The organism is Persicimonas caeni (assembly GCF_006517175.1).
Lineage (GTDB): Bacteria > Myxococcota_A > Bradymonadia > Bradymonadales > Bradymonadaceae > Persicimonas > Persicimonas caeni.
In genome coordinates this window covers 1,572,059-1,591,349 of the sequence record NZ_CP041186.1, presented here as the reverse complement: position 1 = coordinate 1,591,349, position 19,291 = coordinate 1,572,059, and the positions used below count along the sequence as shown (strand labels likewise).

14 protein-coding genes are annotated in these 19,291 nt (G+C 64.5%); 6 read left to right on the top strand and 8 right to left on the bottom strand.

Annotation, left to right across the window (positions count from 1 at the left end):
* Positions 1-57: 57 nt before the first annotated feature.
* The 3 genes from FIV42_RS05860 to FIV42_RS05850 all read left to right on the top strand — a co-directional run bounded on the left by FIV42_RS05860 (position 58) and on the right by FIV42_RS05850 (position 4,948).
* Positions 58-1,809 carry an AMP-dependent synthetase/ligase gene (locus FIV42_RS05860; RefSeq protein ID WP_141196768.1) on the top strand — a complete coding sequence of 584 codons (1,752 nt, stop codon included), beginning with the start codon at positions 58-60 and terminating at the stop codon, positions 1,807-1,809.
* Between the two features lie 248 nt (positions 1,810-2,057).
* Positions 2,058-3,119: a PHA/PHB synthase family protein gene (locus FIV42_RS05855; protein WP_141196767.1), complete on the top strand. Its 1,062-nt coding sequence runs from the start codon at positions 2,058-2,060 to the stop codon at positions 3,117-3,119.
* 236 nt (positions 3,120-3,355) lie between these two features.
* The gene (locus FIV42_RS05850; RefSeq protein ID WP_141196766.1) at positions 3,356-4,948 is read left to right on the top strand and encodes a sodium:solute symporter family transporter; all 1,593 of its coding nucleotides are present in this window, start codon (positions 3,356-3,358) and stop codon (positions 4,946-4,948) included.
* A gap of 496 nt (positions 4,949-5,444) precedes the next feature.
* Here the strand turns inward: FIV42_RS05850 and FIV42_RS05845 are convergent, their stop codons facing one another.
* Positions 5,445-5,858, bottom strand: coding sequence for a DUF302 domain-containing protein (locus tag FIV42_RS05845; RefSeq protein WP_141196765.1), 414 nt, complete (start codon positions 5,856-5,858; stop codon positions 5,445-5,447).
* A gap of 189 nt (positions 5,859-6,047) precedes the next feature.
* Here FIV42_RS05845 and FIV42_RS05840 point away from each other — a divergent pair, with 189 nt between their 5' ends.
* A complete protein-coding gene (locus tag FIV42_RS05840; protein ID WP_141196764.1) occupies positions 6,048-8,816 on the top strand; it encodes a golvesin C-terminal-like domain-containing protein in 2,769 nt (922 codons plus the stop codon).
* Here the strand turns inward: FIV42_RS05840 and FIV42_RS05835 are convergent.
* The gene (locus tag FIV42_RS05835) at positions 8,813-9,439 is read right to left on the bottom strand and encodes an alpha/beta fold hydrolase (protein ID WP_141196763.1); all 627 of its coding nucleotides are present in this window, start codon (positions 9,437-9,439) and stop codon (positions 8,813-8,815) included. The genes FIV42_RS05840 and FIV42_RS05835 overlap by 4 nt on opposite strands.
* A gap of 289 nt (positions 9,440-9,728) precedes the next feature.
* Positions 9,729-10,517, bottom strand: a complete 789-nt coding sequence (gene amrB, locus FIV42_RS05830; RefSeq protein ID WP_141196762.1) for an AmmeMemoRadiSam system protein B — start codon at positions 10,515-10,517, stop codon at positions 9,729-9,731.
* Between the two features lie 111 nt (positions 10,518-10,628).
* Between amrB and amrS the strand changes: the two genes are divergently transcribed.
* Positions 10,629-11,726 carry an AmmeMemoRadiSam system radical SAM enzyme gene (gene amrS, locus FIV42_RS05825; RefSeq protein WP_222615391.1) on the top strand — a complete coding sequence of 366 codons (1,098 nt, stop codon included), beginning with the start codon at positions 10,629-10,631 and terminating at the stop codon, positions 11,724-11,726.
* 97 nt (positions 11,727-11,823) lie between these two features.
* Here the strand turns inward: amrS and FIV42_RS05820 are convergent, their stop codons facing one another.
* Positions 11,824-12,558 (bottom strand): SDR family oxidoreductase, encoded by a 735-nt coding sequence (locus tag FIV42_RS05820; protein ID WP_141196760.1) that lies wholly within the window; start codon positions 12,556-12,558, stop codon positions 11,824-11,826.
* Between the two features lie 194 nt (positions 12,559-12,752).
* On the opposite strand from FIV42_RS05820, the gene FIV42_RS05815 reads away from it, so the two are divergent.
* Positions 12,753-13,013 carry a hypothetical protein gene (locus FIV42_RS05815; protein WP_141196759.1) on the top strand — a complete coding sequence of 87 codons (261 nt, stop codon included), beginning with the start codon at positions 12,753-12,755 and terminating at the stop codon, positions 13,011-13,013.
* Positions 13,014-13,238: 225 nt separating this feature from the next.
* On the opposite strand, the gene FIV42_RS05810 is transcribed toward FIV42_RS05815, so the two are convergent.
* The 4 genes from FIV42_RS05810 to FIV42_RS05795 all read right to left on the bottom strand — a co-directional run bounded on the left by FIV42_RS05810 (position 13,239) and on the right by FIV42_RS05795 (position 19,153).
* On the bottom strand, positions 13,239-14,474 hold the full coding sequence (locus FIV42_RS05810) for an IPT/TIG domain-containing protein (protein ID WP_141196758.1): 1,236 nt from the start codon (positions 14,472-14,474) through the stop codon (positions 13,239-13,241).
* 243 nt (positions 14,475-14,717) lie between these two features.
* Positions 14,718-15,566: a sugar ABC transporter permease gene (locus FIV42_RS05805; RefSeq protein WP_141196757.1), complete on the bottom strand. Its 849-nt coding sequence runs from the start codon at positions 15,564-15,566 to the stop codon at positions 14,718-14,720.
* Positions 15,567-15,723: 157 nt separating this feature from the next.
* The gene (locus tag FIV42_RS05800; protein WP_222615390.1) at positions 15,724-17,883 is read right to left on the bottom strand and encodes an extracellular solute-binding protein; all 2,160 of its coding nucleotides are present in this window, start codon (positions 17,881-17,883) and stop codon (positions 15,724-15,726) included.
* A 127-nt stretch (positions 17,884-18,010) separates the two neighbouring features.
* Positions 18,011-19,153 (bottom strand): ABC transporter ATP-binding protein, encoded by a 1,143-nt coding sequence (locus FIV42_RS05795; RefSeq protein ID WP_141196755.1) that lies wholly within the window; start codon positions 19,151-19,153, stop codon positions 18,011-18,013.
* Positions 19,154-19,291: the final 138 nt, after the last annotated feature.

Genomic DNA, 19,291 nt, shown 5'->3' with positions numbered 1-19,291 from the left:
CTCAGTGGTGAACCTTAGCTTGCGGTCCTCACAACCTTCTTAAGCGGAGAAGAGAAGATGGACATCACACCATACCTAGATGAGCAGAAGATCGCCCCCAAGGTTGTCTTCGACAGCCTGCCGGAGCGCGGTTCGCGCGTGCGGTTCATGCTGCCCACCGAAGACGGTGACTGGCGGGGCATGACGTGGAACGCGTTCGCCGACCAGATTCGGCGCTGCGGGCTCTTTTTGATGGACGCCGGCATCGCCTCGGGCGACCACGCGGCGGTCTATGCGCCCAATAGCGTCGAGTGGGCGTCGGCGGCGCTCGCCATTCAGGGCGCCGGCGGCGTGATGGTGCCCATCTATCCGTCGAGCACCTCCGAGCAGGCGGCGTACGTGGTGCGCCACAGCGACGCGCGCTTTGTGTTCGTCGACACCGCCGAGATGTTGAGCAACGTCTTCGCGAGCTGGGCGGCGTACGAGAACGTCGAGAAGATCGTGCTGCTCGGCGCCCAGCTCGACGCCGCCGAGGTCTACGACTCGCTCACCACCGAGAACGAGCTCAACGGCAACGAAGAGCTTCCGACTTGGGAGGAGTTGGCCGACCGGGTGGTGATCTGGGACAAGGTCATGGAGGTCGGCCGCGCGCTCGAGGAGGCCAAGCCCCACAGCTTCGAAGAGCGCATGAACGGCGTCACGATGGATCAGCCCGGGCTGATGCTCTACACGAGCGGGACGACCGGGAAGCCCAAGGGCGTGCCGCTCACCCACAATAACGTCGTGTCGAACGGGCGCGACTGGATCGAGGTGCTCGGCAGTGAAATCCCCGAGAACGCCGTCGACCTGTGGTGGCTTCCCCTGAGCCACGTGTTTGGCTTCGGCGAGGTCTGCCTGGGCAATATCCTCGGGTTTACGACCTACATGAGCGACCCGTACACCGTGCTCCAGAAGCTCCCGGAGGTGCGCCCGCACGTCTTTATGAGCATCCCACGCTATTGGGAGAAGCTCGCCGTGGCGGCCATGGGCGAAGAGACGCCCGAAAAGCAGCGCCAAAAGCTCGCCGAGGTGACCGGCGGCAACCTCGAGTTCTGCCTGTCGGGCGGGGCGGGTCTCAAGCAAGAGATCAAAGAGTTCTTCCTGGCCAACGACCTGCTCATCATCGAGGGCTACGGGCTGACCGAGGCGAGCCCGACGCTGACGATGAACCGGCCCGACGACTTCCGGTTCGACTCCGTCGGCAAGCCGTTTCCGTCGGTCGACCTCGAGCTCGCCGACGACGGCGAAATTCTTGCCAAGGGCCCCAATATCTTCGCGGGCTACTACAAAAACGAAGAGGCCACCAAAGAGACCTTCACCGAGGACGGCTGGCTCAAGACCGGCGACCTGGGCAAGTGGACCGACGACGGCTTCCTGCAGATCGTCGGGCGCAAAAAGGAGATCTTGGTGACCGCCGGCGGCAAGAATATCTCGCCGGCGCATATCGAAGAGCAGTTCAACGACGACCCGTATATCGAGCACGTGGTCGTCTACGGCGACGGCAAGAAGTACCTGACCGGCGGCGTCTGGCCGAATACCGAGGCCGTCTCCCAGTGGCTCACCGACAACGACGTCGCCGACGACGAGCGCGAGGCAGCCATCGCCAAGCTCATCGCCGAGCGCGTCGAGGCGGCCAACGACCGTCTGCCGCGCTACGAGACGCTCAAAGCGTACGCCGTCTTGGACACGCCGCTGACCGTCGAGAACGGGTTTTTGACGTCGACGATGAAGGTCAAGCGCAAGAAGGTCTACGAGGCTTTCGAGCCTGTGTTCGAAGGGTTGTACGAATAGAGAAGGCCTTCTGGGATCGAGGCGCTCTCTATTGAGGTGAAACGAGCATTTCAGGGTGGACGATTCGCGGCGTTTGCGCATGACGATCGTCTCGCAAGTAGCCACGTGGCTTTTGGCAGATTCTCACGTTTCGCTCAAACGCCACGATCCGTCCGCCCGTCAATTGCCGTCCCGCGAGGCCGCTGTTTATGCCTCGCCTCAAATAGCAGGCGCCACTCCGCTGCAAGGCGACCACCAAGGATAACAAGATGCTCAAACGACTCACAAATCTCCTGACACTGAAGAGAAGGTCCCGGGAAAAGCAGCCCGAGATCGGCAGCACGCCGGCCGACGTGGTCCACCGCGAGAACAAGTGGCGGCTTCTGCACTACCGGCCGCGCACCGAAGGCCCGGCGTACAAGACGCCCATCTTGCTGGTCCCGTCGCTCATCAACCGGCACTACGTGCTCGACCTGATGCCCGGGAGAAGCTTCGCCGAGTGGCTCGTCGGGCAGGGGCACGACGTCTATTGCATCGATTGGGGTACCCCAACGGGCGAGGATCGATACCTGACGTTCGACGACGTGTGCGAGACGTATTTGGGGCGTGCGGTGCGCAAGGTCGCGCGCTCTTCGGAGACCGGCAAGACTCACCTATTGGGTTACTGTTTGGGCGGCACACTCACCACCATCTACGCCGCCAAGCACCAGGAGTACCTCGCCGGGCACATCGCGCTCGCCGCGCCGATCAACTTCCACGACGACGGGCTGTTGAGCCGCTGGACGCGCACCGAGACCTTCGACGTCGACAAGCTCGTCGAGGCGAACGGTAACGTTCCGTGGCAGCTCATGCAGGGCGCGTTTCACCTGCTGCGCCCGACGATGAACCTGTCGAAAGCGGTCTACCTGGTGGACCGCGCTTGGGACGACCAGTTTTTGGACGGCTTCGTCGCCAAGGAGACCTGGGCGAACGACAACGTCAGCTTCCCGGGCGAAGCCTACCGGCGCTACATCGACGAGCTCTATATCGGCAACAAGCTCATCGCGGGCGAGTTCGCCCTGGGCGGCACGCCCGTCCGGCTCGAGGACATCGAGAACCCGACGTTGGTGCTGGCCTTCGAGCACGACCACATCGTGCCCGCAGACAGCGCGGCGGTGCTCGTCGACGAGATCAGCTCGGACGACAAAGAGGTGATGCGCCTGCCCGGCGGCCACGTCGGCGCGGTCGTGTCGCGCAAGGCGGCGGAGCATCTGTGGCCGATTATCGGACAGTGGCTTGCTGACCGCGACGGTCGTTCGACACCGGTAGCTAGAGCGGAAGCTGCGGAATAGCAGTCCCTTGCTGTCTGCCGAGGCCCCTCCGTCGGCTCAGCTACGCTTCGCCGACACCTCCCCGCGGCCTGAAAAGCGGCCCGGGGAGGGGATTGCAGGAAAGAAAAGCTCTTCAGAGGTGCAATCCGCCTCCCCAGCGCGTTTTCTAGCGCGAGGGGAGGTGGGGGCTGAAGCGTAGCGGAAGCCCCCGGAGGGGACGTTGCTAGAAGCAAGGGACCACAACAAGAGAAAACAAAATGAGATACATCAACCTCATCACCGAAAACCCCGTCGTCTGGGGCCTCTTTTTCGTCTACCTCGTCGGCACCATGTGGCTGGCGTGGCTGGGCCACAAGAAGACCGACGACATCGAGAGCTTTGCGCTCGGAAAGGGCGACATGAACCCGGTGGTCGTCGGGGTGACCCTGGCGGCGTCGATCGCGTCGACGGCGACCTTCGTGATCAACCCGGGGTTCGTGTACGTGCACGGGATGAGCGCGTTGATGCACTACGGGGTGGCCGCCGGCCTGGGCATCTTTACGGCGCTGATCGTGCTGAGCATCGGCTTTTTGCGCGTGGGCAAGGCGACCAAGGCGCTCACACTGCCGCAGTGGGTCGGCCAGCGCTACGGGTCGAAGGCGATGGAGGTGCTCTTTGCGGCGCTCAACTTGCTGTCGATCACCTTCATGGTGCTCATCGTGGGGGCGTTGTCGCTCGTGATGCAGAAGACGCTCGGGCTGAGCAACGTCGAGTCACTGGTGCTCATCATCGGGTTTGTCTTCTCGTATATCTTTCTGGGCGGCACCTACGCCCACGCCTACACGAACACCCTGCAGGGCATCTTGATGTTCTTCGTGGGGGCGATCATCGTGGCCAGCGGGCTGCACTTTTTCGGCGACGGCTTCGCGCCGGTCATGGACAAGCTCGCCGAGACGAGCCCCAACCTGACCAAGATGGCCAACCCGGAGAGTGTCTTGTTCGGCACGCCGTTTGTGGTGTGGGTATGCGGGTTTGTGATCGGCTTTGCGCTGGTGTGTCAGCCGCACATCATCATCAAGCCGCTGTACCTCAAAGAGGAGAAGCAGGTCTGGCAGTCGGTGGGCGTGTGCTTGGCAGTGTCGGTGGTGTTCACTTCGCTGCTGCTCGTGGGCCTCTACGCCCACATGATGGACATCCCGCGCGAGGCCTTCATGGCCGACGGCAAGTTCAAGCAGGACCTCGTCATGACGGTCTACCTGACCGAGACCTTCTCGCCGGGCCTGCTCGCGTTCATCACGGTGGTGTTGTTGGCCGCGGGCATGAGCACCCTCGATGGGATCTTGGTGGCGCTGTCGAGCATCGCCGGCAACGACCTGTTTTTGAACCTGACGCGCAACAATCTGCTCAAAGACAAGACCCCAAAGGAGCAGAGCCGGCTGGCCCACCATGTGAGCCAGGGCGTCTTGGTGGCGATGGGCGTGGTGACGTTTCTGATCGCGATGAACCCGCCCGAGTTGTTGGGTATCTTCGGCCAGATTGGCGTGTACGCCATCGTGGCGACCTGCGCGGTGCCGATTACCTTCGGCATCTTCTTTCCCAAAGTCGGCAAGAACACGATGTTTCCGGCCGCGCTCGTCGCGCTCGGCGTCTACCTGGGCCTGACCGGCTGGTACTACTCGGCGATCTTCAGCGACCCGGTGGTCAACCTCAACGAGGTCGTCGCCGGCTGGGGCCCGCTGGTCTATCTGTTCGACACGAACGCCGCGCAACTCGGCTTCCCCAACCCGGCGGTGCCGGCGGTGTACGCGATCTTTGCGAGTGTGTTGGTGGCTGCGCCGGGGGTGGTGATGTCGGTCGTGAACAGTGACTAATACTACTTGGTCACTTTCGGTGAACCCGCCCTGGAGCGGCCCAGAACCACGATCGCTTCGGCGTCATTCTTCCATGATGCGCACCGGCATCGCTGTCAGAATGCCTTCTCGCGCTCGTGGCCCTGGTCTCGCTCAGGTGCGGGCCACGAAGTTGACCAAGTAGTACTAAGCGAGGTCGGTATCGACCCCTCTCCATCATGCCCTACGGGCAGAACCCCCCCCGTCGAACCCCCCCTCATTCTGCCCGTGGGGCAGAAAATTTTTGGGGTCGACCACGAAAGATCTTGCCCGGTGAGCAAAACCCTGCCCCATCCCACCCCTTCCGTTTTGCCCATCGGGCAGAAGTTCTGGGGTCGGGTTCGAAAAAATCCTGCCCCGTGGGCAAACGCTCTTGGGGTCGAGTTCGAAAAATCCTGCCCGGCGACCGGAGTTAGGGGGGGCGAGCCGTGTGATACGTGCTCGCAGGGCAGGGGGCGCCGCGATCGTCTCGAAACTTTTAGCTCGCCAAGCTCGCGACGACACGCTCGAGGCGCTCTTTGACGTCCTGGGCGATGGGCTGGATGTCGTCTCGTCCCACCACATTAAACATCTCGACGGGGTCGATCGCCGAGACGACCGCGTTGCCATCGTCGTCTTCGGTGACCACGACGTTGCACGGCAGCAGCAGACCGATGGGCGCCTCGGCCGTGAGCGCCTGGTGGGCCAGCGGCGGGTTGCACGCGCCCAAGATCACGTAGTTTCGGTGCTCGGCGTCGAGCTTCTTTTTGAGCGTCTCCTTGATGTCGATGCTGGTGAGCACGCCGAAGCTCTCTTCCTTGAGTGCGGCGGTGGTGCGCTCGACGGCCTCGTCGAATCCGACGCCTTCGAGGGTGGTGGTGATGCCGTAGTTGGGATCGCCGAAATAGCTCATCTGTAACTCCTCAATTCTTGATTGTTGGTCATTGTCGCAGCCATGAGATGTAGTTGCGTGGGTGGAGGTTTCAAGATCGGGGAGCGCGTGGTGCGCACGCCAACTCTTGGCACGTATCGCCCATTCTGCTACGTTCCGACGCGTCAATGACTCGCAAATCAGTGTTGCCCGACGCCGACGAAATTTGCCATGTGTGGACCGTTTGGATGCCCGCCGAAGACCGGCGTGAAGCCTTGCTGGATCTGTTTGTTGATCGTCATTTTGGGGATGATCATCCCACAATTCGCCGACGCCGATCCGGGATTGCCCCCGCGGCCGACGTCGACCGAGGCGAACCTGAGCGCCCACGGACACGTCGGCGAGGACTTGTCGCCGGAGTTGCTCGAGCGCGCCAAGCGGGTCTATCGGGCCAAGAAGCTTCGCCAACGGCCGCACTACACCGCCGTTCCCGGCGACGGGGCGTTGTCGGGGCTTCGCATCGGCCTTAGCGGCGGCCACGGCATCATGTGGTACAGCGACCGCAGCACGTGGTCGTTCCAGCGGGGCGTCACCGAGGGCCTGCGCGAGGATATCCACACCAACCAGACGATGATCGACTTTCTCATCGACATGGTCGAGCGCTCCGGCGGCACGGCGGTCACGATGCGTGAGCGCAACTACGGCACGGCCGAGGTCGTCGTCGACAACGACGAGGGCACAGGCTACGTCGAGGCGTCGGGCACCTGGGACACCGGCTCGAGCGAGGGCTTTGGCAGCACGTACCGCTACGCCTATCTCGACCCGAACGGCTCGGCCGAGGCGCGCTGGGAGTTTTCGGTGCCCGAAGACGGCGAGTATCCGGTCTACGCGTATTTTCTGGCGAGCAACAACCGCACCGAGGCCGCGGAGTACACCGTCGAGCACGTCGGCGGGCAGACCACGCGCACGCTGAACCAGTCCGAGCTTTTGGTCGAGGATTGGGAGCGCGCCGACTACCCGAATATCCCGCCGGGCGCCGACGCCGCGCGCACGCTTAACGACGTGTGGCACTACGTGGGCACCTTTCCCTTCGAGGCGAACAAGACCTACGCGATCAGCCTCTCCAACAAGGGCGGCGACGCCGAGAAGGTCGTCATCGCCGACGCCATGCGCATCGGCGCGGGCCAGGGCTTTGTGCACGGCGGCAACGGCGCGCCGTCGGGTCGGCCGCGTTGGGAGGAAGCCTCCGTCCCCTACATCGAGTGGGTCGGCGCGCCCGACTGGCTCAAGGTGGGCGACGTCTCCGGGCGGCCCCTCTATGCCATCTACCGCGGCGTCGACGCCTATTTCGCGCTGCACACCAACGCCGGCGGCGGCACGGGCACCTCGACCTACACCTGGTACAAGGACATGTGGGTCTCCAAATCCAACTGGGAGGCGGGCTTCGTCGAAAACGAGCTGCCGCCCGGCACCGACGAGTGGGGCACGGCCATCCACGACGAGATAGTCAAGAGCATCCGCGCCAAGTGGGACTCCGAGTGGACCAACCGCGGCCGAAAGGGCGCGAATTTCGGCGAGCTGCGGGCCTTCCGTCACGGCTGGTACGAGGACAAGTACACCCACGGCGTCGCCGACCCCTTGACCGTTCCGGCCGCGCTCGTCGAGCTCGCCTTCCACGACAAAGACTACGACGCGCGCTTCATTCGCGAGATGGGCTTTCGCAAAGACGCCGCCCGCGCGGTGCACGTGGCGATGATCCGCCACTTCAAGGGCGCCGACGCGCTCGTGCCGCCGCTCGCCCCGGTCGCCTTGCACGCCAAGGCGGTCGACGGCGAACTCGTGATGAGCTGGGAGCCCGAAGCCGACTCGGTCTACCCGAACTCGGACGCGACGAGCTATCGCGTCTACACCTCGACCGACGGTCTATTGTTCGACCCCGAGCCCATCGAGACGACCGACACCACGTTGAGCCTGCCGCTCGACGGCTGCGAGGCGATGTACGTGCGCGTGACCGCCGTCAACGACGCCGGTGAGAGCCTCGACAGCACGGTCGTGGGCGCCAAGCTCGCCCACGAGGGCGGCGCGCGCGTGCTCTACGTCGACGGCGTCGACCGCGAGGTCAAGCAGGTGACCGACCCGAATAACCCGCGCTCCTACGCACGCATCTACGGCCCGGCCATCGAACTCGCCAAGAGCGGGGTGGGCTTCGACATGACCTCCGACGAGGACGCCGGACGCCTCATCGCCGACGAGGACTACGACCTGGTCATCTGGGCGGTCGGCGAGACGAGCACTCGCGACGAGACCTTCGCGCTCGCCGACCAACAGGTCGTCGCCGAGCTGCTCGAGCGCGGCACGAAGGTGCTCATCTCGGGCGCCGAGATCGGCTGGGACTTGGTCGAGAAGGGCGACGCGGCCGACCAGGAGTTCTTCGGCACGATGTTGGGCGCCGGCTTTGTTGGCGACGACGCCGACACCACCGAGGTCGACGCCAGCGCGCTCGGCCTGGGCACGCTCACCTTCGGCGACTGCTCCGCGGACGCAGCGTGCATGGAGTGGCCCGACGTGCTCGAGCCCGAGTCGGGTGGCCAGGCCGTGCTCGCCTACTCGGCGGGTGCGGCGGCGGTCGAGTCGGCCGACGGCCAGACGATCGTGGTGGGCTTTCCGCTCGAGACGGTCGCCGACAGCACGCAGCGCGGCGAGCTCATCGCCGCGCTCGCCGAGCGCCTGCTCGGCGACGCGGGCAACGCGGCGGGCGCATGCCCCGACTTCGGAGGCGGCGGTGAAGACGCCGGCGGCGCCGACGCGGGTGGAGATGATGTAGGCCCGGGTGGGCCGGACGCCGGAGGCGCCGACGCCGGTGCCGACGGGTCGATCACCGGCGCCAACTTCCAGTCAAACGACGGGTGTGGCTGCACGTCGAGCGGGCGCGACGTGCCGGCGAGCGTGGCGTTGCTCTTGTTGGTCGGGTTGGGGCTTGGCGTCGCGCGACGCGACTAATCCAACTCTTCCTCGTACGCCAACACGTCGGCGAGCTCGAGCACGTCGGTGCGGCGCGCGCCCAAAAAGAAGTCGCTGATGGCTTCGGCGGTGTCGTCGAGGGCGTCGCCGGCGAGCAGGTCGTCGGCGTCGACGTCGTCGAGGGTGGCGTTGCTCAGGTAGCGTTGGAGTTGGTGGGCCAGCAGGGTCGCGGTCGGCTGGTCGTCGCCCGCGGTGCGAAGGTAGACCGGGGCGGTGATGCGCCCGAGCTGCTCGACGAAATGCTCGAAGCGCTCCGCTTCGTCCTCGTCGGGAGCGTCGAAGGGCCCCAGCGCGACGATGGCGCCGATGGAGACGCGGCCGGCCAGGGCGAGGTCGAAGGCGCGATAGCAGCCGTCGGCGTGGCCGACGATGGAGACCTGGGCGACGTCGGTCCACTGGTCGATCATCTCCTCGAGCGCCTCACGGCAGCGTCGGCGACCGTCCGGGTCGAGCGGGCCGGAGGCGCAATACTCCGAAATATCGGGCAACAAGACGCGAAACTCGTCTGCCAACGCGCGCGCCAACGGCTCGACCCTTTCGGGCGACGCGTCGCCGTGAAGCAGCACAAGGGTGGGCCCCATTCCCAACTCGGTTACGTTCATCTCGGCCTCCAAAAGCACTGTCGCGGACACCGACAGTATCGACCAAGACACGCCTCGCCCGCAAGTTACCCAGATTTGGATTTCGGATAGCCAGGGCGGACCCGCAGATAGACTCCTCCCCCCGGAAGAGTCCACCTTCTCATCGCTTGTAGCGAGATAGGTTGCATTGTTGTGGTGTACTTACAACCATAAGTCCGTCTGTCATTGGTGACTATCCCCCAATCGGAAGACATTGTCTCTGAAGACGTGCTGAGGGGGATTGGAGGGGGATATTTTTTCTTAGATGCGTCTATGCGTAAACCGCCCACGCCCCGTAGCCGACGACCTCATTTTTGGGGCCGGCGGTGTCGCCCGAGTTGCGCAGGTCGAGTGTCTCGACGCGCAGCCCGCGGCGTTTGGCGACCTCGAGCAAGCCCTGAATGCCGATTCGGCCGCACGCGTCGCCGTGGGAGAGGTCGTCGGGGCGAAGCTCTTCGATCGCCTGGCAGGTGCGCCGGTCGATGTCGCGCGCTTCGTCGTACGGGTGGAAGTGGCTAAGGTCCGAGCTCACCGAGATGAACGTCTCGTCGTCGTCCCACACCTCTTCGAGCAAGTCGGCGACCTGTGCGCCGGTGGCGCGGCCGACGGCGACCGGGAGCAACTCGAACGAGCCGAGCACGCCTTGCAAAAATGGCAGGTGCGTCTCGAGGCTATGCTCGCGGGTGTGGGGCTCGTCGAGCACCTGGGCTAAGCCGGCGTCGACGAGTTGCCGGCGAAGCTCGGTGTCCACGGGGACCTCGCCGAGCGGAGTCTCGAAGGCGTCGGCGCTGCTGATGGCCAGCCCGTCGAAGCCCACGTAGTGCGACGGCCCCACGAGCACGACGCGCCGGATGGTGTCCGCGGCGCTTTCGATGGGCGCAAAGGCACGCCCGGCGACGTCGCCCGAGTAGACGTAGCCCGCGTGCGGCGCGATCACCGCGCGGGGCGCGGGCTTTTGGGTGTCGCCGCGCGACAGATGGGCGCGGACTTGCTCTTCGAGTTCGGCTCGGTCGGCCGGGTAAAAGCGGCCGGCGACGGCGGTGGGGCGCGTGCGGGTCATGGTCGTACTCCGATCAAGTAACTCTCCGCCAAGAAATTAGCACCCCGCGCCATACGTTCAAACCACATCGAAGCAGTATCTTCTGGCATGGTCCCGACGACGATTGATCCCATGACTCACGACGCATTTACCGTACCGACGAAGTACTGGACCGAGCTCGACTCGGGCAAGATCCGCTGCGACGTCTGTCCGCGCGCCTGCAAGCTCAACGAGGGCCAGCGCGGCATGTGCTTTGTGCGCATGCGCCAGGACGACCAGATCGTGCTGACGACCTGGGGCCGCTCGAGCGGCTTTTGCATCGATCCCATCGAGAAAAAGCCGCTCAACCATTTCCTGCCGGGCACGCCGGTGCTCTCCTTCGGCACCGCCGGCTGCAACCTCGCCTGCAAGTTCTGCCAGAACTGGGACATCAGCAAGTCGCGCGAGGTCCAGACGCTGGCCGACCAAGCCACGCCCGAGACCTTGGCCCGGGCCGCCGAGGAGCTGGGCGCGCGCAGCATCGCGTTCACCTACAACGACCCGGTCATCTTCATGGAGTACGCTATCGACGTCGCCCAAGCGTGCCGCGAGCGCGGCATCAAGACGGTGGCGGTCACCGCCGGCTACATGGAGGAGGCTCCCCGGCGCGAGTTCTTCGAGCATATGGACGCCGCCAATATCGACCTGAAGGCGTTCACCCAGCGCTTCTACAAAAAGATCGCCGCCGGCGACCTCGCCCCTGTGCTCGACACCCTCGAATACCTCGCCCACGAGACCGACGTCTGGTTCGAGCTCACCAACCTGCTCATCCCCGGCGAGAACGACTCCGACGAGGAACTCGACGAGATGACCTCTTGGATCGTCGAGCACCTCGGCCCCGACGTTCCGATTCACTTCTCGGCCTTCCACCCCGACTACCGCATGCGCGACAAGCCGCGCACCCCCGCCTCGACCCTGCAACGCGCCCGCCGCCTCGCCATGCAAAACGGCATGCGCTACGCCTACACCGGCAACGTCCACGACGAAGAGGGCGACACGACCTTCTGCCACGAGTGCGGCGAAGCACTGATCGTACGCGACTGGTACGAGCTGAAGAGCTGGAACTTGGACGAACAAGGACGCTGCAACACCTGCAGCACGCCGTGCGCGGGTGTCTTCGAGGCGAAGCCGGGCGCCTGGGGGCGCAAACGCAAGCCGGTCTTTTTGCGGGATTTCAGGGCGACTGCTTAGACAGGCGATTTCACCACGGGGAGCACGGGGACACGGGGAGAGACAGAGAGAGGCATTTTTGTGTTTCCCCGTGTCTCGGTGCCCCCCGTGGTGAACCTTAGAGCGACAACTTCTTGAAGATCGACTCGGGGATGGCCTTGATGATGCCCATGATGCCGCGCCAGAAGTGCGGGTAGTAGAAGGTGTCCACGCCGCGCCCTTGAGCGCGGGCGATGGCCTTGCCGACTTTGGCGGGGTTGGCGATGGGGATGGGTGTTTCGAGGTCGACGGTCATGCGGGTGTCGACGAAGCCGAGCTTGACGGTCATGACGTGGACGCCGTCGTCGGCCAGGCGGTTGCGCAGGCCTTGCAGGTAGAGGGTGAAGGCGCCCTTGGCGCTGCCGTAGAAGTAGTTCGACTTGCGGCCGCGGTCGCCGGCGACCGACGAGATGCCGATGATCGAGCCTGCGCCGCGCTCGACCATGCGCCGGGCGACAGCCTCGCTGAGCGAGGCGGCGCCGGTGTAGTTGACGTCGATGACGCGGCGGGCGCGCTCGAAGTCCTCTTCGCTGGCCTCCTGGTCACCCATATCCCCGAACGCCACCAACACCACCTCGATGGGACCGGCTTCGTCCTCGACCGACGCGACGAACGCGTCGTGCTCGTCGATGTCGAGCGCGTCGAAGCTGCGCGCGAAGGTGTCGACCTCGAAGCGGATGGCGATGTCCGAGGCGATCGCCTCGGCCTCGTCGGCGTTACGCGCCGCCAACACCACCGACTTGCCGTCGGCGGCGTACTCCTCGGCCACGGCGCGGGCGATCGGCGAAGTTGCTCCCAGGATGAGTACAGACATGACAGACTTCCGTTTTGGGTGGTTTTGGAAAGGGTCTTTTGAACGTGGTTCAGGGCTGCAAGGCGTCTCGTCTTGCCTAACGTTTCCACCACCCAAGCGCAAGAACAGGGCGCAGTCCTTGACGTTCATCGGCGTGTGTAAACGTTGGTTTCGGACTCGAAACGAATGGGAATGAAACCAAACGAGGTATGACCATGGCGGACAATAACAATCTTCAAGAAACATTCGACAAGCTCAAGCAAAAGCGCGACGAGCTCAAGGTGAAGCTCAACTTGGGCAAGATGGAAGCGCGCGACGCTTGGGAAGACGTCGAGAAGAATTTCCAGGAGCTCGAAACCAAGATGAAAGGGCTGCGCCAGCAGGGCCAGTCGGAGGCCGACCGGATGAAAGAAGACATCCGCCTGCTGATGAGCGACATCCGCGACGGCTTCGAGCGGGTGCGCAACCGCACGTGAGTAGCGGAACAGAAGAGATTCACCACGGGGAGCACGGGGACACGGAGAGAGGCTTTTTTTAGGGCTTTTCCCCGTGCCTCGGTGCTCCCCGTGGTGATTTCTTGCCGTTACGGATCGACGGTCAACGTGCCGAGGGTTTCACCACGGGGAGCACGGGGACACGGAGAGAGGCTTTTTTAGGGCTTTTCCCCGTGCCTCGGTGCTCCCCGTGGTGATTTCTTGCGGTTACGGATCGACGGTCAACGTGCCCATGTTGCCCGCGACGAAGCCCGCCGCGTCGTCGAAGTCGCAGTAGGTCCAGGTGGCGCCGCCGTCGCCCGAGAAGCGATACGCGTAGCTGTACGTCCCCTCGGCGGTCGGTTGCAGGGCGGCCTGGTATTCGTCGTTGTTGTCGGACTCGTGGCCCGCGTTGTAGCTGGCGTCGGTCCAGGTGTAGGCGCTGGCGTCCGCGGTGGGGTCGCCGTCGGTGGGGCCGTAGCCGACCTGGGCGGTGATCTCGTCGCAGTGGGCGTTGCCGTCGGTGCAGCCGGCCGAGTAGACGCGGCCGTAGATCATCTCGGTGTTCGCGCCCACGGTGGTCGAGGTCGACTCGGGCCACTGCAGGCGGCACCAGCCGATGTCGACGGTCGGCACGGTCGTGTCTTCGGTGACGGTGAGTTCGCCGGCCTGGTCGAGGCTGAAGCCGTTCGTGCTGTCGTCGAGGTCGCAGTAGGTCCAGTTGGTGCCGCCGTCGACCGAGAAGCGGTAGGCGTACACGAAGTCGCCCGCGGTGTCGGGCGTGAGCTTGGCGCCGTACTCGTCGTTGTCGTCGCTCGTGTGCCCGGGGTTGTAGGACGCCATCGTCCACGTCCACTTGTTCGCGTCGACCGTGGGGTCGTCGCCTGCCACACCGTAGCCCACCTGCGCAGTTACCTCGGCGCATTGCGCGTCGGCCTCCGAGCATCCCTCGACGTAGACGCGCCCGAAGATCTCCTCGGTCTCACTGCCCGCCTCGACGCTGGTCGAGTCGGGGAACTGCAGCACGCACCATCCCACCGACAACGTCGGCGCATCGTCGACGTACTCGAAGCCGCCCGTCAGCGTCGCCTGCTCGCCGTCGGGGTTCTCGACGACGACGTCGACCGATCCGATGGCGCCCGCCGGCGAGGTCGCGTCGAGCTGGAACTTCGAGACGAAGGTGACGTCGGTCGCCTCAGTGTCGCCGAAGAAGACCTTCGCCCCGTCGACAAAGCCCGTGCCCGCGATCGTCACCGCCGTACCCCCCGAGACCCCGCCGCTAGTGGGCTGGATCGACATGACCGACAGACCTTCTTCGGCGGTGTCTGTCGACGTGTCAGGGGACGTGTCGACGCCGGTGTCGGCGGCGTTGTTGGTGTTATTCGACGCGTTGTTCGTGTCGTCATCGGAGCAGGCCGCCAGGGTGAGGGCGGCTGTGAGGAGTAGGATTGTGTATTTGTTCATCTTAGAACTCGTTGGGCTATTGTATGGTTCAAATCTGTACTTTTTTGCTTTCTGGCGCCCCCCATCCGCCTCGCGCTAAACCGCGCGCTCGGCACCTTCCCCCAGGGGAAGGGATTACCCTGCGAAAAGCTACTTCTGCGGTTCTAGCAAGGGAATCCCTTCCCCTCGGGGAAGGTGCCCGGAGCGAAGCGGAGGGCGGATGGGGGGCGCCGCATTGCTACGCTTCGCGTTTCGAACGAGGCATCACCCCTTCACGCTCCCCGCCGTCAACCCACCCACAAGATGCTTCTGCAGCGCAAAGAACAACGCCATCACCGGAATCGACACCAAAATCGCGCCCGCCGCAAAGCGGCCCCATTCGGTCGAGTAGTCTCCGACGTATCGCTGCAGCGCCACCGGTAGGGTGAACTTGGTCGGCTCGCTCAAAAAGGTCGCGGCCAGGATGAACTCATTCCACGCAGTCATGAACGAGAACAGAGCCGTGACGACGATGCCCGGCTTGGCCAGGGGCAAGATAATCTTGGTGAAGATGCCGAAGCGGCCCATGCCGTCCATGATGGCGGCTTCTTCGAGCTCGCGCGGGATCGTGTCGAAGTAGCCCTTGAGCATCCACACGCAAAAGGGTACCGCGGTGGTCGAGTACACGAGCGCCATGCCCGTGAGCGAATTCAGCAGCCCGAGCTCCTCGAGGATGATGTAGAGCGGGATCGTCATGACCACGCCCGGGAACATCTGGGTGATGAGCAACAGGTTCATGCCGCCCTCGCGGCCCGGAAACCGAAACCGCGAGAACGAGTACGCCGCGGTAGTCGCGAAGCCGACGCCCAGAATGGTCGTGGCCACCGACACGGCGATGCTGTTGATGAACTGGTGCAAAAACAACCAGTTGCCCTCCATGTCCTGAGCGAAGAGCAGGTCTTCGAAGTTCGCCAGCGAGAACTCGGTCGGGATCGGGTTGACCGACATCGAAAACGCCTGCGAGGGCGTCAGCGCCATCTTGACGACCCACAGCACGGGGTAGAGCGTGACGAAGACGGCGACGATGAGCGCCGCGTTCGTCAGGAAAACCTGGGTTTTTGATGGTTGACTCATCTTAGCAAAGCCTTGCAGGTGCGTAGCGCCAGCTACATAAGCATCTAAGGACATAGGGGTTGCGAGCCGCGACGTGGTTCCAAATCGCAGCCCTCATGTCCTTAATTGCTTATGTAGAGGGCGTTGCGATTTCTGAACTCCGTTCCAACTGACTCGATCAATCATCATCTCCACCTCCCGCCGTCAGCTTCTGCGTGAGCGCCGAATACACAATCAGCGCCAAGAAGATCAACGTGGCGTACGCCGCCGCATAGCCGTACTGCTCTTGGCGGCTAAACGCCCACTTGTAGGCCTCCGAGATGAGGATCTCGGTCGAGCCGTCCGGCTCGCCGCCGCTGACCAGGTAGATGATATTGAACATGTTGAAGGTCCACACGCTGCCCAGGACCACCGCCGGGACCAGCGCCGGCTTGATCTGGGGCAGGATGACCCGCCAGAAGCGCGTCCAGGCGTTGGCGCCGTCCATCATCGCGGCTTCTTCGATGTCCTTGGGCACCGCCTGCAGCGCGCCCAGGCAGACGACCATCATGAACGGGAAACCGAGCCATGTGTTGGTGGTCACGTTGGCCGCGAACGCCGTCCAAAAGCCCGAAAACCAGGGCACCGGCTCCAAGCCGACGCTCTCCAAGATGCCGTTGATGGCGCCGAACTGGCTGTGGAACATCCCCTTCCAGATGAGCGCGGTGATATAGCTCGGCACCGCCCACGGCACGATCAGGAGTACCCGGTAGACGCCCTTGAGCTTGAGCCACTTGTTGCGCAGCAGCATCGCCAGCGCCAGACCGATGGAGACGTGGAAGAAGACGTTGATCGCCGTCCACATCACCGTCACGCCGAGCGTGAAGTAGAACGACAGCGGGTCGGTGACCGGGTAGTCCTCGCTGAAGATGATGCTCACGAAATTCGACAGCCCGACGAACGTAAACTCGCCGCCGCGGTGGCTGAAGAAGGCCACCGCCGTGCCCACCACGAACGGCACGAGGACGAGCAAGACGAGCGCGAGCCCGCCAGGGAGCAGGTACAGGTAGGCGTGCTTCTTCTGGCGAAGCGCGGCCATGCCGCCCTGGCGCTTCAGGCCGAGCCACAGCCAGCCGAGCGCTGCGGCGAGCAGGACGACGAGGCCGATGAGGTACGGGAACGGATTCTTCTGCTCGGGCGGGGCGCGGGTGACGACTTCGAAGCGCTGCTGCGCTTTTTTAAGCGCGCCCTCCGGCCCCAGCGAGCCTCGGAGCACGCTGCGCATCGCCAGCGCCGCCGGCTCCCACACCGCGCGCATCAGCGGCTGGTTGGGCATCGGCTTGGCCTGCTTCGACTGCTCCTGGAAGGCGCGCAGCGCCTGCGGGAGCTCGACGCTTGCGTCCTCGTAGACCGCCTCGTTGGCCACGAGCTGTTTGCCCTCCTGCAGGCGAAACTTCGCGCCGTCGGGCGCGCTCAAATAGCGCGCGAAGGCCATCGCGCCGTCGGGGTTCGTCGCCTCGGCCGACACCAGCGCCGCCTCGACCGTCAGGAAGGGCCGGGCGGGAAGCCCGGTCTCCGAGACCCTCGGCAGCGGCGCCACGGCGTAGTCGACCGACTCGTCGATCTCGCCCAAGAACCACGGCCCTTGGATGACCGCGGCCGCTTTGCCGTCGTTGAACAACTCGCCGACGAGCGCGCCGGTCGGCTCCTCGGGGATGAGCCCGCGCTCGCGCAAATCGGCGACGAACGCCAGGCTCTTGGCGTTCTCCGGCCGGTCGAGCCGGGCGGTGCCGTCGTCGTTGAAGATCTTGCCGCCGAACCCGAAGAACCAGCCGGCGTGGAAGTAGAAGCTGTCGGCCTGGTAGGCGAGTCCGAAGCTTCCGGCCTCCTCGTCGCGCTGCGCTTCGGCGAGCGCGACGAGCTCCTCGGTGGTCTCGGGCGGGTTGTCGACGAGGTCTTTGTTGTAGAAGAGGGCGACCGTCTTGAACGCCAGCGGCACGCCGTACAGCTTGTCGCCGTAGCGAAGCGCGTCGAGGGTGACCGGCAAAAACGCGTCCTGCTCGGCCTCGTCGAGCTTGTCGTCGAGCGGGGCGATGATGCCCGACTCGGCCCAGTCGCCGATGCGCTCGTGGGCGAAGATGAACAGGTCTGGCCCCTGGCCGCGCGGAATCGCCGAGGTCAGCTTGTTCGCGTAGGCCTCGTGGGGCACGGCGAGCAGGCGGACGGGCTCGTCGGGGTGCGTGTCGTTCCAGCGGGTGACGAGCTCGGCGAGCGCCTTTTCTTCGGCGCCGCGGTAGCTGTGCCAGACGTCGATCTCGGCGGCGAAGGCGACGCTCGATGTGAGGAGTGCGAACAGCAAAATCAGCAATGCGCTGCAAACGCGAAGAAGGCCTCTCCCTCGGTCCCTCTCCACTTCGCTTCGCTTCGTGGAAAGGGAGGCCTCTCCTCGGTCCTCTCCTTCCCTTCGGGTGGAGAGGAAGATGTTGTTATACCGACCCATTTCGCTCCTCCGTCGTGGGTCGAATCGCCTGAGTCGTCTTCGAATCGAACACGTGCACGTCTTCGGCGGCCACGGTCAGCTCGATCGCGTCGCCGTGGTCGTATTGCCGTGCACGCTCGGTCGGGATCTGCGCGACGATGCGCTCGTCCTCGCTGTCGCCGATGCTCACGTGCACGTACGACTCCCAGCCGAGTGGCTCGACGACCTCGACTCGGCCGCGCACGCGGCCTTGGCCGTCGCCGTCGAGCACGAGCCCAGTGGGGCGCACGCCGGCGGTCACCTCGGCGGGCAGGTCGACGCCTTTGAAGCGGTCGGACAGGGCGAGTTCGAAGCCCTCGCCGGCCACGCGCAGATCCGAGCTGGGCTCACTGGACAGAAAATTCATCGGCGGGCTGCCGATAAAGCCGGCAACGAAGATATTCGACGGGTTCTCGAAGAGTTCGGTGGGGCTTCCCACCTGTTGGACGTGGCCGCCTTCGAGGACCACGATGCGGTCGGCGAGCGTCATCGCCTCGACCTGGTCGTGGGTCACGTAGATCATCGTGGCGCCCAGGTCGTGGTGGAGTTTCTTGAGCTCGATGCGCATCTTGCCGCGAAGGGCGGCGTCGAGGTTCGACAGGGGCTCGTCGAAGAGGAACGCCTTGGGCTCTCGCACGATCGCTCGGCCCACCGCCACGCGCTGGCGCTGGCCGCCGGAGAGCTGCTTCGAGCGCCGCCCGAGCAAGGGCGTCAGCCCGAGGCGCTCGGCGACCTCGGCGACGCGCTTTTCGATCTCGGCGTCGTCGAATTTCCGAACCGTCAGCGAGAACGCCAGGTTTTCGGCCACCGTCATGTGCGGGTAGAGCGCGTACGACTGGAAGACCATCGCCAGGTCGCGGTCCTTCGGGTGCACGTCGTTGCACTTGCGCCCGTCGATGACCAGGTCACCGCCGGTGATCTCTTCGAGCCCGGCGATGCAGCGCAAGAGCGTCGATTTGCCGCAACCCGAGGGGCCGACGAGCACCAAGAATTCGCCGGGGGCGATCGTCAGGTTGATGCCCTTGAGGACCTCGGTGTCGCCGTAGGACTTGATGAGGTCGCGGAGGTCGATGGCGCCTTGGGGTTGGGTTGTCTTGGGGGCTGTTGCCATGTTGACCTTCATTCCCCCAGCTCCGCTTCGCTTCGCAGGGGGCTATCAAAAATGTGGGATCCGCCCTTCGCATCCCCCAGCTCCGCTTCGCTACGCAGGGGGCTATCAAGAGATTGGGATCTGCCCTTCGGGCTCGTC